Source organism: Phyllobacterium sp. P30BS-XVII (assembly GCF_014138335.1).
GTDB lineage: Bacteria > Pseudomonadota > Alphaproteobacteria > Rhizobiales > Rhizobiaceae > Phyllobacterium > Phyllobacterium meliloti.
Window position 1 is genome coordinate 50,304 of the sequence record NZ_JACGXO010000004.1, and the last position, 13,079, is coordinate 63,382.

Here is a 13,079-nt window from a genome sequence, read left to right on the forward strand (position 1 = left end):
AAGGTCTGGATAGCCTTGAAAACAATGGGGGAAGGCGCGATGTCACAGGAACCGGTTTTGAGTATCCGCGATATCACCAAGCATTTTGGCGCGGTGAAAGCGCTGACAAATGTCAATTTTGCTTTGGCGAAAGGCGAAATTCACGCGCTTTGCGGCGAGAATGGCGCTGGCAAATCCACCCTTATGAACATTCTGGCCGGGGTGCTTCAGCCTGATGACGGGGAAATCCTGCTCGATGGCAAGCCGCAGAAGATCGCATCCCCGTCCGTTGCACAGTCCCTTGGCATCGGGCTTGTGCATCAGGAGATTGCTCTTTGCCCCGATGCAAGTGTTGCCGAAAACATTTTTATGGCGACCACCAGCCGCCGCCGGTCTTTTTTGATGAATTACCGCAAGCTTGAGCGCGACGCACAAAAGGTCATGAACAGGCTTGCCCCCATTGATGTTCGCCAGAAGGTCGGTGATCTGACAATTTCCAGCCAGCAACTGGTGGAGATTGCCAAGGCGCTCACGCTCGATTGCCGCGTGCTGATCTTTGACGAGCCGACGGCTGCATTAACCGAGGCAGAAACGCGCATACTCTTTGAGATCATACGGGAACTGAAGACGCATGGCATTTCCATCATCTACATCAGCCATCGCATGGCAGAAATCTTCAACCTCTGCGACCGGGTAACGGTCCTGCGCGATGGGCGCTATGTCTCCACTGAAAATATCGCTGATATAACGCCGGACGATGTGGTGCGCCGCATGGTTGGCCGCGAGATCACGCAGCTCTATCCACCAAAACAGGAGAATGCCGCGCGCCCGGATGAGACAATCTTGTCGGTTCGCAATCTTGGCGACAGAAACCGGTTTGGCAATGTATCCTTCGATCTGGCTAAGGGTGAAATTCTTGGCATTGGCGGGTTGATCGGCTCGGGCCGCACGGAGATCGCCGAGGGCATTTGCGGACTGCGCACGATCGCCGAGGGTGAGGTACGCCTGCACAATCAGCCAAAAAGCATTCGAAACTATGCGGACGCGGTAAAAGCCGGAATTGTCTATCTCTCGGAGGACCGGAAGGGTTCCGGCGTTTTCCTTGATTTGTCGATTGCCCAGAACATTTCAGTTCTCAATCTGAATGCCGTAACGGGTCATCTTGGCCTGATCGACGCAAAGGCTGAGGGGCAGCTTGCTCGCAATTTCGCGCAGCGGCTTGGCGTGCGCATGAACCATGTAGACATGCCGGTATCCTCGCTTAGCGGTGGCAATCAGCAGAAAGTTGCCATTGCCAAGCAGCTTGCGGTGCAACCCAAGGTTATTCTGATGGACGAACCGACGCGCGGCATTGACGTTGGCGCAAAATCGGAAATCCATCTTCTGCTGCGCGAGCTTGCGCGTTCAGGCATCGGCATCATCGTTATTTCCTCTGAACTTCCCGAATTGCTTGGCCTGTGTGACCGGGTGCTGGTCATTCGCGAGGGCGCGGTAGCGGGCGAGCTTGGCAGCGACGAGATGAGTGAAGAAGCAATTATCCGGCTCGCATCGGGCCTGAAACAGACACAAGACGGGCAAACAACGCATGCATCAGAACATGCAGCCTGAAGAGAAGACAGTGGGAGATACACCAATGGCAGTCGATACGATGATGGCAAAGGATATGCGAGGTTCGCCCTGGAAGAAATTGGGGTCGATGCGTGAAGCAGGCCTGATCGCCATCATCCTTGCCCTTTGCATTGTGATGAGTTTTGTCTCTCCGCACTTTTTGACACTCGGCAATTTCCGCGCCATGCTGATGAGTTTTTCGGTGGAGGGTATTGTCGTTGTCGGTATGACCATCCTTCTGATCGTCGGCGGCATCGATCTTGCCGTTGGGTCGGTTGTCTGCTTTGCCATGGTGCTGTCAGGCACGCTTTTCCTCGCCGGGCTTGACCCATGGATAGCATCGCTCATTGGTATTTTTGCCAGCGGACTGATCGGTGGTGTGATGGGGTTCTTTGTAACGGTGGTGGGGCTCAATCACTTCATCACTTCGCTGGCAGGCATGGTGATCGTGCGCGGCCTCTGCCTGATCATCACCAAGGGAACGCCGCTTTCGCTCTTCACACTGCCACCAGCATTCAAAGCCGTGGGTCAAGGCTCGTTCCATGGCGTACCCTATGTCATTCTCATCTTTTTTGCGGTTGTCGTCCTCTTTGATTTTCTGCTTCGGCGCGCAACAGCCCTGCGCAAGGTTTTCTATACGGGCAGTAATGAAAAGGCTGCGCTCTATTCCGGCATCCGGACAAAACAGGTGAAGTTCTGGGTAACAGTTCTTTGCTCGACACTCGCTGGTTTTGCCGGTGTTATCTACATGTCGCGCTTTGGTGCAGCCACCCCAACATTCGGCGTTGGCATGGAGCTGAATATCATTGCAGCAGCGGTCATTGGCGGCGCCTCGCTCAATGGTGGCTCGGGTACAATTCTTGGCGCCATCCTTGGCATAGCCCTGTTGTCCCTCGTCACCAGTTCTCTGGTCCTGCTTGATGTCTCCGTCTACTGGCAGGACATGATAAAAGGCTGCATTCTTTTGGCCGCAGTCTCCATCGACCATTTCCTGCATAAGCGGAAGGCGTCCTGATCATGGCACTTATCAAACTCAACCAGAAACATGTGGCACCACGCGAGGAAATCGTTATCGCACGGCAGATGCATCAGGCACTCGTCCTGCATTTTCTGGAAGGACTGACGCAAGCGCAGATTGCCGAGCAGCTCGGGATTTCACAGCCAACGGTCAACCGCCTGATCAAGCGTGGCCGCCAGCTTGGCCTTGTCGAGATCAAGATCAAATCGCCGGTTGAACCTCTCGTTGATATGGAAGAGCAATTGCTGGCGCTTGGCGGCATCAGCCGGGCAATTGTTGTACCAACCGTATCAGACAATCCGCAAACAGCCCTTCAGGCGGTGGGTGAAGCGGCTGCACGCCTGCTGCTCGAAGAGATCACCGATGGCGATACGATCTGCATTACCGGCGGCAAGGGCGTCAGCGCCGTGGTTGCCGGGTTGCAGGCACCGCGCCGTTTTGATGTCGAGGTAATCCCGGCCACCGGCTGTGTTCAGGGTAAGCATTACACCGATGTGAACCATGTCTCGACCCTGATGGCTGACAAGCTTGGCGGGCGCGCTTACCAGATTCATGCGCCGCTCTTTGCCGACAGTTCTGCCGAGCGTGCCATGCTGATCAACATGCGTTCGGTCGCAGATGTTTTCAAACGGGCACGCGAAGCGAAAATCGCCGTGGTGGGTATTGGTTCCATCCTATCGGATGACTCGAGCTATTATGACCTGCATCCCTCTTCCAGCACGGATCGCGATGCCATTGAACGCTCCGGCGCGCGCAGTGAATTGCTCGCTCACCTGCTCGATGATCGCGGACAGGTCTGTGACTACAGCCTGAACGGGTCGCTGGTTTCGCTGACGCTTGAGGAATTTGCGTCCATTCCAACCAAAATTGGCGTGGCGAGCGGACAAAACAAGGCGCGGCCAATCCTGAGCATTATGCGGGGCAATCACTTGGATACGCTGGTGACAGACGAAGCGACGGGGCAACGCATTCTTGATATTGCCGCTGAAGGAGGACGGATATGAGCAACGAACAACTGACGCGGGCCATTGGCAAGTCGAGCGTGCAGGCATCGGCCGTTGGGCTCGGAACCTGGGCCATTGGCGGCTGGATGTGGGGCGGCACGGACGAGCAAGAGTCGATTGCCGCCATTCAGGCTTCACTCGATGCTGGCGTGACGCTCATTGACACCGCTCCTGCCTACGGGCTTGGACGATCAGAGGAGATTGTTGGCAAGGCGCTCAAGGGTCGCCGCGACAAGGCAGTCATTGCCACCAAATGCGGCCTCGTCTGGCATACCCAAAAAGGCACGCACTTTTTCGATCAGGACGGCAAACCGGTTCACCGGTATCTCGGACGCGATGCCATCTTTCATGAGATCGAAGCAAGCCTGAAGCGTCTCGGCACCGATTACATCGACCTCTACATCACCCATTGGCAGGACCCGACCACACCAATCGAGGAAACCGTGCGGGCGCTGGAAGATTTGCGCAAAGCCGGAAAAATCCGGGCCATTGGTGCAAGCAATGTCAATCTTGCCGAATTGAACGCCTATATCGCAACCGGTTCTCTGGACGCGATACAGGAGCGGTTCAGCATGATCGACCGGGAGCTTGAGGCCGGTTTGTTGCCAACAACACGAAAAGCTGGTGTTGCAACGCTGAGCTATTCATCGCTCGCGCTGGGGCTGCTCTCCGGGACCGTTGATCCAAACAGGGTATTTGCCGGTGACGATCAGCGAAAAGACAATCCCCGGTTTTCCGTCGGCAACCGGTTGAAGGCAAAGCAATTTGCCGATGTCATCCGTCCCGTTGCGGACAAGCATGGTGCCAGTATCGCTCAGATCGTGATTGCGTGGACACTGGCCCAACCGGGCGTGACCTTTGCGCTGTGCGGGGCACGCAATCCCGATCAGGCGCTTGACAATGCGCGAGCTGGAACAATCCGGCTCGATACCGGAGACCTATCGGCCATTGACGCGGCCATCGCAGTGAAACTGGCAGACATGGACAGGTAAACAGGCTGCATCATGAACCGTGAAGAGATATTTGACGGACTTCGTCGGAGTCCGAAGGTGGACGTGTGCGTTGTCGGCGGTGGTATCAACGGCATCAGCGTGTTCCGCGAACTGGCCTTGCAGGGCGTCAACGTGCTGCTTGTGGAGAAACATGACTATTGCTCGGGCGCTAGTGCCGCCCTGTCGCGCATGGTGCATGGTGGCCTGCGCTATCTCGAAAACGGCGAATTCAGCCTGGTGCGTGAATCACTTGTCGAGCGTGATCGCCTTTTGCGCAACGCCCCTCACCTTGTCGCGCCATTGCCAACAACAGTTCCGGTCTTTGATGTTTTCTCCGGTCTTGCCAATGGCATTGTCCGGTTTCTGGGGTTGAGCCGCAGACCAAGCCGGCGTGGTGCTATCACGGTCAAAGCTGGCTTGAGCATTTACGACTTCCTGACGCGCAAACGTGCATTGATGCCGCGCCATCGTTTTCGCGGACGGCAGGCAACACTTGCCAAATGGCCAGCGCTTAATCCTGCTATCAAAAGTTCGGCCACCTATCATGATGCCTGGGTCAAACATCCTGAGCGTATCGGGATTGAGCTGCTGCAGGATGGTTTGTCAGCCGGGAACCATGCATATGCGCTGAACTATGCGGAGCTTAGGCGAACCGACCAAGGCGGTTTTGTCGTGCAAGACCATATCGCAGGTACGATGATGCCAATCGAACCCGCTTTCATCATCAATGCGACGGGCGGCTGGATTGATATTGCAAATACCACCCTGCTCCCCAAAACGGCACCTTCCACCCCATTGATGGGAGGCACAAAAGGTTCGCATCTGATCATCGACAACGCTGAACTCGCTGCCGCGCTTGATGGCCATATGATCTATTACGAGAATGAGGACGGGCGCATCTGCATCCTCTTTCCCTATCTTGGCAAAGTTCTGGTTGGTTCGACCGATATCCGCGTCGATGATCCGGAGAGCGTTTATTGCGAACCTGATGAACGGGATTACATCCTGCAATCGCTTGCCTTCGTGCTGCCTGATATTCGCATTCACCCGGAGGAAATCGTTTTCCAGTTTTCTGGCGTTCGTCCACTCCCGGCCAGCAAGGATGATTTCACGGGGCGAATCCCGCGCGACCACTATTGCACGATTGTTGAGGCGGATGAAAATGAGCCGCCGGTGCTGTGCATGATCGGTGGCAAATGGACAACCTTTCGCTCGTTCGGTGAACTCGCAGCCGATATGACATTGGAACGTCTGAAGCGGACACGGCAGGTAACAACCACAGCGCGCGCAATCGGTGGCGGACGGGAATTCCCGGATAATATAAGTGAATGGATTGCTCGCCGGTCGTCTGCTACGGGCGTTTCCCCGAAACGCATGATCGAACTTTTCGAGCGCTATGGCACCGATGCGGAAACTGTTGCGCGCTTTATTGCCGAGAGCCCTGATAAAGCGATGCCCCACGCCGGATATTCGGTTCGGGAAATGCTGTTTCTTATCCTCAATGAAGCCGTCGAACACCTTGACGATCTGCTGTTACGCCGCACCACTTTGGCCATTAGCGGCCAACTGTCACTCGACATGGCGCAAGCAGCGCTTGATCTGCTTGCACACGAAAGAGATTGGGCACCCGCACGCCGAACGGCGGAGCTGAACCGCTTCCTCAAGCTTCTCGCCGAACGCCATGGCGTCGGCCTCGACGCACTCACCGCACGCAATGAACAAGGAATACAATATGCGAAACAATCATAAGGTTCGTATGAACCGCCTATTTGGTGCCGGACGCTGCCTCGATGTGGCAATCGATCACGGCGTTTGCAACGAACCATCCTTTTTGAATGGCCTTGAGGATATGGAAGGGGTGGTGCGCGCGCTGGTAGCGGCTGGCCCAGATGCCATTCAGATGAATTATGGTCAGGCTGATCTTTTGCAGAATGTACCCGGCAAGGATAAGCCCGCCCTTGTCATGCGTATCGACATGGGAAATCCCTATAATGCCATCCGCCATCGCGATATGTGGGCTGTCCTGCAAAATGAGGCTGAACCGCTGATCGGCGCGATTGCGATGGATGCGGCCTGCGTTGTCGTCAATCTCTTCATGCTTCCCGATGAGCCAGACCTGTTCCGCCAGTGCGTCCAAAACATTGCACGGGTACGCGCTGATTGCGACAGATACGGTATGCCCCTGATGATTGAACCGCTTGTCATGCAGCCGGTGACAGAACGCGGCGGCTATATGGTGGATGGCGATGCGGACAAGATCGTCACGCTGACCCGCCTTGCCCGCGAGATGGGCGCTGATATCATCAAAGCGGACCCTACGACATCAGCGGAAGATTTTCATCGGGTGGTGGAGGCCGCACGGTGTCCGGTTCTGGTGCGGGGTGGCGGGAAGGAGGACCTGCGCCTTGTCTTTGAAAAGTCGGCAGCTTTGATGCAGCAAGGTGCTGTTGGCATGGTTTATGGGCGGAACATCTATCAGCACGCTAACCCGAGCGCTGTGGTGCGCGGGCTGATGGCCATCATCCACGACAATGCCAGCGGCGAGCAGGCCTACGCGCTCTACCAGCAGGGCTGAGAATAAAACAAGAACCTGAGGAGGGGTTCCGTATGGGAGAGTATTTATTGGGTCTTGATGCTGGCAACACCATCATCAAGGCGATCATTTTCGACCGGCAGGGCAATGAAATCGCTTCGGCGGCTGAGGAAGGGCACAGCAGCATGCCCTACCCCGGCCATGTTGAGCGCGGGCTGGACGAACTCTGGACCAATGCCCGAACAGTCATTCAAAGATGCATCAACGAGGCTGGAATAAATCCGGAGCAGATTGCTGCAATCGGCTGTGCCGGACACGGTAATGGACTGTACACACTCGACCGCGCGGGCAAACCCCTGCTCGCCATCCAGTCTCTCGACACACGCGCAGCCGATCTGGTGGAAGAATGGCAGGCGCAGGGCGTTGGCGAGCGCACCTATCCGATTGGCTTGCAGCGGCCATGGCCATCGCAGACGCCGACGCTTCTCGCCTGGATCAAGCGCCACCGGCCCGAAACATTTGGCAAGATCGGTACCGTCTTTCTCTGCAAGGATTTCATCGTCAACCGATTGACGGGCAAGCGGGTGAGCGAGATGTCCGATATGGCGGGCTGCGGTCTCTTGAACGTCGCGGAACGCCGCTATGATCAGGAACTCATGACCGCATTTGGCTTGGGTGAATGCATGGATCTTTTGCCAAAGCTCATTGAAAGCGCAGATATAGCCGGAACAGTGACGCAGGAAGCAGCGGAAGCGACAGGTCTCGCCGCCGGAACGCCAGTTATTGGCGGGCTTTTCGATGTCATCGCTTCGGCGATTGGCTCGGGCGTAACCCGAACAGGTGCAGCCTCAATCATCGCCGGCACATGGAGCATCAATCAGGTGGTTGTCGATACGCCTCGCCTTGATGAACCGTTCTTCATGTCATCAACCTTTGATCGCGAGCGTTATATGGCAATCGAGTCGAGTGCGACATCGGCGGCCAACCTTGAATGGCTCGTGCGCGAGTTCTTCCATGGGGAACAGCCGGACGGGCGCTCGCCGTTCGATGTCTGCTGTGAACTGGCATCGACGATAGAACCAGCCGCGAACGACCCGATCTATCATCCGTTCCTTTATGGAGCCCAGCAGGACGGCAATGCCCGGGCAGGTTTTTATGGTGTTGCCGGGTGGCACACCAAAGGCCATCTGATCCGCGCTTTGCTGGAGGGCGTGGCATTTGGCCATCGCCAGCATATCGAGACATTGCGAGCCGCCGGTGCAAATTTTGATGAAGCTGTGCTTTCAGGTGGCGGTTCACGCAGCCTGTTCTGGCCACAGATTTTCGCGGATGTACTCGGTGTCCCCGTCACAGTGGCGCGGTCAAGCCAGACTGGGGCACTCGGTGCGGCGATAGCAGCGGGCACGGCCGTCGGCATATTTGCTGACTTTGAGGCTGGTGCCGGTGCGATGGTTAGCGCCGATCGCCATTATCGACCTGACGCAACACGGGCGGTTCACTATGCCCGCCGCTATCAACTCTACCGGGATATTGCCGATGCAATGGCCCCGATCTGGAAGCGCATGGCTGCGCATGAACCCACAGCGACCGGAGTAGCCGCGTGAACGGGAGACACAGTCAAACGGCAGTAGATGAAGGCGTCTATGACTTTATCATTATTGGAGCGGGGTCAGCGGGTTGCGTGCTCGCCAACCGGCTATCTGCAAACCCGAAGAACCGCGTTCTCCTGCTCGAAGCGGGTGGTAACGATCGATATCACTGGATTCATGTGCCCATCGGTTATCTCTATTGCATGGATAATCCGCGAACCGACTGGATGATGAAAACCAACGCGGAAACCGGTCTCAACGGACGCTCGCTTCCCTACCCCCGCGGCAAGGTGCTTGGCGGCTGTTCGTCCATCAATGGCATGATCTACATGCGTGGACAGGCGGCCGATTATGATGGCTGGCGGCAGGCGGGTAATACCGGTTGGGGTTGGGATGATGTACTTCCCTACTTCGTGAAATCCGAAGACAATTACCGTGGCTCGTCTTCCATGCACGGCGCTGGCGGTGAGTGGCGCGTGGAACAACAGCGGCTTTCATGGCCCATCCTTGATGCGTTCCGCGATGCAGCCGAAGAGCTTGGGATCAAGAAGACCGATGATTTCAACTCAGGCGACAATGAAGGATCAGGGTACTTTGAAGTCAATCAGCGTGGCGGCGTTCGTTGGAACACGACAAAAGCGTTTCTTCGCCCGGCTCTGAAGCGGCCAAATCTTCGCGTATTGACGGGTGCGGAGGTCCAAAAGCTGGAATTCACCGGCAAGCGCGCAACGGCTGTCCGCTACCAAAAGGATGGGCGGCTTTGCAAGGTAACGGCTACCGGGGAAATCATCCTGTCCGCTGGTGCGATCAACTCGCCCAAAATCCTTGAACTTTCAGGAATTGGCAGGCCCGAGATACTCAAGGAAGCGGGACTTGAGCCCGTCCACAACCTTCCCGGTGTTGGCGAGAATTTGCAGGATCATTTGCAGATACGAACGGTCTTCCGCATTGAAGGCGCGAAGACACTGAATCAGCTTTACCATAACCTTTTCACACGGGCAGGGATGGGATTGGAGTATATTCTTCGCCGCTCCGGTCCCCTCTCCATGGCACCGAGCCAGCTCGGTATTTTTGCCAGGAGCCACCCGGCATTGCTGACGCCCGATCTTGAATATCATGTCCAGCCGCTCAGCACGGATCGGCTTGGTGAACCACTGCACCGCTATCCTGCTGTGACGGTTTCAGTGTGCAATCTGCGCCCGGAAAGTCGCGGTACGGTGCATATCTCCGGACGAGATGCGGGTGAGCAACCTCATATCAGGCCAAACTATCTGTCCACTGCCGGTGACAGATTGCTCGCAGCCGGATCGATCCGCCATGCGCGCAATCTCATGGCAACAAGAACTCTGGAGAAATATCAGCCGATTGAGATGCTGCCGGGCACGCAATATCAGAGTGATGATGAGTTGATCCATCGCGCCGGAGATATTGCCACAACGATTTTTCATCCCGTGGGGACATGCAAGATGGGCAATGACAACCGGGCTGTCGTTGGTCCTGATTTGCGGGTGCATGGGCTGGAAGGATTGCGCGTTGTCGACGCCTCCATCATGCCGACAATTGTCTCCGGCAACACGAACTCGCCTGTCATCATGATTGCAGAAAAGGCCGCCGATCTTATTCTGGAACGAAGCTGAAAGCGTCAAAATTTGTCTGTGAAGTATTGCGACATGGAGACAATCTTCCACGAATAGCTGTAAACTGCCGCCCAAGACAAAGGACATGATTTGGAAACGGAGCTTTACCTTCCCATCAAAGGCTTCCTCGAAGAGGCCGGTTATAATGTAAAGGGCGAAATCGTTGGCTGTGACATCGTCGCCCTGTCCGACGGCGAACCGCCGCTTGTTGTCATTTGCGAACTGAAAGTCAGTTTCAATCTTGAGCTTATTTTACAGGCTGTCGACCGCGCCACGGCGAGCGATGAAGTCTGGATCGCAGCACGGGTTTCAGCCAAGGGTAAGGGACGCGAAAGTGATCGCCGTTTTCGCAACCTCTGCCGTCGCCTCGGTTTTGGCATGCTTGGCGTTGCCGATAACGACGTCGTCAGCGTCATTGTGAGCCCTGAAGCGCCGATGCCTCGAAAGAATGCGCGTAAACGATCGCGTCTTGTCAGGGAACATCAGCGACGCAAGGGCGATCCGACGTTAGGCGGCGGAACCCGCAAGCCGATCATGACGGCCTACCGTCAGCGCGCCCTCGCCTGCGCTCAGGCTTTGCAGCAAGGTCAATTGCGCCCACGCGATTTGCGTGACACGGCGCCCGATGCGGCAAAGATTCTGCTGACGAATGTTTACGGCTGGTTCGAGCGTGTCGATCGCGGCGTTTACGCATTGACAGAGCTGGGTGTCGAAGCTCTCAAGCGTTGGCCGCCGCGACCGGTGAACGAAGTCAATCTGCCCGAATAATACGAACTTAATAGGCTTATGCCTGTTCCAGTTCCGGCACGGCGCTGTCGAGAATCTGCTGGGGATCTCCCGGTTGCACAAGGTGGATGTTCGCACCACTTGTTCCAGCGCCCAATCCCGATTTCAGAACCTGCTGGCCATCATAATGCCCGCCATTCTGGGTGCGGAACGGGATAGGTTGCTCGTTGAACAGGTTTGCAATGCGGAGCTTGTATGCTTCGGCAGTCGCAGGCCAATCGGCTTCGGAGAGCCTGTTGCTCTGGTAAATTGTAAAGGGCGGCAGCACTTCCATACCCGGATAGAAAAGCATTCCGTGCTGGATAGGCCAGAGAATATCCTCAATCCGCCCGTTTACACCGCGCTCGCTGTAATGCGGTTCCCGGCCGCCAATCGTGACTGCAAGCATGGCCCGGCGCCCGCTAAGAGTGCCTTCGCCATAACGATCGCCCCACCGTTCACCGCCATGGGCACCGATGCCATAGGCAAAGCCAAAAGCGAAAACCCGATCAACCCAGCCTTTCAAAATAGCGGGCATTCCAAACCACCATAGCGGGAAACTGAACAGCACGGCGTCCGCCCATAACAGCTTTTGCTGTTCGGCTGCGATGTCAGGAGACTGGGTGCCTGATGCGAGAGCATGGCGAGACTCGGCGATATAGTTCAGTCGATCAGGCTTGGCCTCCTCAAGAAAATCCTGCCGGTCCGCGATAGCCTTCCAGCCCATGGCATAAAGATCGGAGACCTGCACGTCGTGCCCCTGCGCAATGAGGGTTTCGACGGCCAGATCTTTCAGAGCGCTGGTCAGGGATTTTGGTTCGGGATGCGCGTGAATAATTAGAACATTGCTCATTGGCTTACTCCTGATTTCAATGAACTTTATGTGGCCCAAACTCTGCCATTCTTGAAATCGAAGTTTTAATGTGCTGGTATAACTTACATGGATATCAACCGTCTCGACCTGAACCTGCTCGTTACGCTGGATACGCTGCTTGCCGAGCGGAACGTCACCCGTGCAGCCGAGCGGCTCAATCTCAGCCAACCGGCTCTATCGGCGCGACTTGCCCGGTTGCGGGATATTCTCGGGGACCAGCTGTTATTACCGGTTCAGCGCGGCATGGTGCCGACCCAGCGCGCGCTGGAGTTGCAGACGCCATTGCATGAGGCACTGGAAAGTGTTCGGCGGGTTGTTGCGGAAGGCGCTTCGTTCGAGCCATCCACAGCGGTCGCCACGATATCCATCGTCGCCAGCGATTACGTGCAATATTCCATATTGATGCTTCTTGCCGCCGCATTGCGCACGGAAGCACCTGGAGTGAGGATCGCCTGGCGATCCATTGAAGCGTCGCAGCTTATACCGCCGATGGAACGCGGCGAGGTTGATCTGGCGCTTATCACGCCCGATATCGCCCCGGAACAGCTACGGATGAGAAAACTCTACCGTGAACGCTATGTTGCGATTGTCCGCACTGACCATCCAATCGTGCGGGGAAGTATCGATCTGGACATTTTTTGCGCGCTTGATCATGTCATTGTCTCGCCGCAGGGCGGCGGCTTTACCGGACCGACGGATGAGGCACTTGAAGCTGTCGGTCGCAACCGGCGTGTTGTCCTGTCCACTCCGGGGTTTCTTATGGTGCCGGAGCTGATTGAGCGGTCGGATATGATCGCGCTGGTTCCCTACCGAATAGCGCGGGATCGCTCGCAGCGCCTGCAAATATTGGAGCCGCCACTGATCGTTCCGGGCTTCAGTATAGCGATGGTCTGGCACGACAGGACGACGACGCATCCCGTGCAACGCTGGCTGCGGGAGAAGATCGCGGCAATTGCGACCGGCGATCCCGGCCCCGCGTGATAACGGCGCGTAAGGCAAACTGGGCCAGCGACTTACCGCCCTTCACGCTTTAGTCAAACTTTATCCCTTTGTGCTAAATCCCATCGCAGCAAGATTATT

At 56.3% G+C, this 13,079-nt stretch carries 11 protein-coding genes; 10 read left to right on the plus strand and 1 reads right to left on the minus strand.

The window, feature by feature from the left end:
• The first annotated feature begins 39 nt into the window (after positions 1 to 39).
• The 9 genes from FHW17_RS12530 to FHW17_RS12570 all read left to right on the plus strand — a co-directional run bounded on the left by FHW17_RS12530 (position 40) and on the right by FHW17_RS12570 (position 11,128).
• Positions 40 to 1,587: a sugar ABC transporter ATP-binding protein gene (locus FHW17_RS12530; protein ID WP_112526447.1), complete on the plus strand. Its 1,548-nt coding sequence runs from the start codon at positions 40 to 42 to the stop codon at positions 1,585 to 1,587.
• 25 nt (positions 1,588 to 1,612) lie between these two features.
• Positions 1,613 to 2,602, plus strand: a complete 990-nt coding sequence (locus FHW17_RS12535) for an ABC transporter permease (RefSeq protein ID WP_162700362.1) — start codon at positions 1,613 to 1,615, stop codon at positions 2,600 to 2,602.
• 2 nt (positions 2,603 to 2,604) lie between these two features.
• A complete protein-coding gene (locus FHW17_RS12540; protein WP_112526330.1) occupies positions 2,605 to 3,609 on the plus strand; it encodes a sugar-binding transcriptional regulator in 1,005 nt (334 codons plus the stop codon).
• Positions 3,606 to 4,601 carry an aldo/keto reductase gene (locus FHW17_RS12545; protein ID WP_112526328.1) on the plus strand — a complete coding sequence of 332 codons (996 nt, stop codon included), beginning with the start codon at positions 3,606 to 3,608 and terminating at the stop codon, positions 4,599 to 4,601. Before FHW17_RS12540 ends, FHW17_RS12545 begins: the two co-directional genes overlap by 4 nt.
• Before the next feature lie 12 nt (positions 4,602 to 4,613).
• Complete coding sequence (locus FHW17_RS12550) at positions 4,614 to 6,350, plus strand: glycerol-3-phosphate dehydrogenase/oxidase (protein ID WP_112526326.1); 1,737 nt, start codon at positions 4,614 to 4,616, stop codon at positions 6,348 to 6,350.
• Positions 6,334 to 7,176 (plus strand): class I fructose-bisphosphate aldolase, encoded by an 843-nt coding sequence (locus FHW17_RS12555; protein ID WP_112526324.1) that lies wholly within the window; start codon positions 6,334 to 6,336, stop codon positions 7,174 to 7,176. Before FHW17_RS12550 ends, FHW17_RS12555 begins: the two co-directional genes overlap by 17 nt.
• A 32-nt stretch (positions 7,177 to 7,208) precedes the next feature.
• Positions 7,209 to 8,738, plus strand: a complete 1,530-nt coding sequence (locus FHW17_RS12560; protein WP_112526322.1) for an FGGY-family carbohydrate kinase — start codon at positions 7,209 to 7,211, stop codon at positions 8,736 to 8,738.
• Positions 8,735 to 10,360, plus strand: coding sequence for a GMC family oxidoreductase (locus FHW17_RS12565; protein WP_182510019.1), 1,626 nt, complete (start codon positions 8,735 to 8,737; stop codon positions 10,358 to 10,360). The genes FHW17_RS12560 and FHW17_RS12565 overlap by 4 nt, the downstream gene beginning before the upstream one ends.
• A 90-nt stretch (positions 10,361 to 10,450) precedes the next feature.
• Positions 10,451 to 11,128 carry a DUF2161 family putative PD-(D/E)XK-type phosphodiesterase gene (locus FHW17_RS12570; protein ID WP_182510020.1) on the plus strand — a complete coding sequence of 226 codons (678 nt, stop codon included), beginning with the start codon at positions 10,451 to 10,453 and terminating at the stop codon, positions 11,126 to 11,128.
• 16 nt (positions 11,129 to 11,144) lie between these two features.
• On the opposite strand, the gene FHW17_RS12575 is transcribed toward FHW17_RS12570, so the two are convergent.
• Positions 11,145 to 11,978: an NAD(P)H-dependent oxidoreductase gene (locus FHW17_RS12575; protein ID WP_112526316.1), complete on the minus strand. Its 834-nt coding sequence runs from the start codon at positions 11,976 to 11,978 to the stop codon at positions 11,145 to 11,147.
• An 87-nt stretch (positions 11,979 to 12,065) separates the two neighbouring features.
• On the opposite strand from FHW17_RS12575, the gene FHW17_RS12580 reads away from it, so the two are divergent.
• On the plus strand, positions 12,066 to 12,980 hold the full coding sequence (locus FHW17_RS12580) for a LysR family transcriptional regulator (protein ID WP_113095901.1): 915 nt from the start codon (positions 12,066 to 12,068) through the stop codon (positions 12,978 to 12,980).
• Positions 12,981 to 13,079 lie beyond the last annotated feature (99 nt).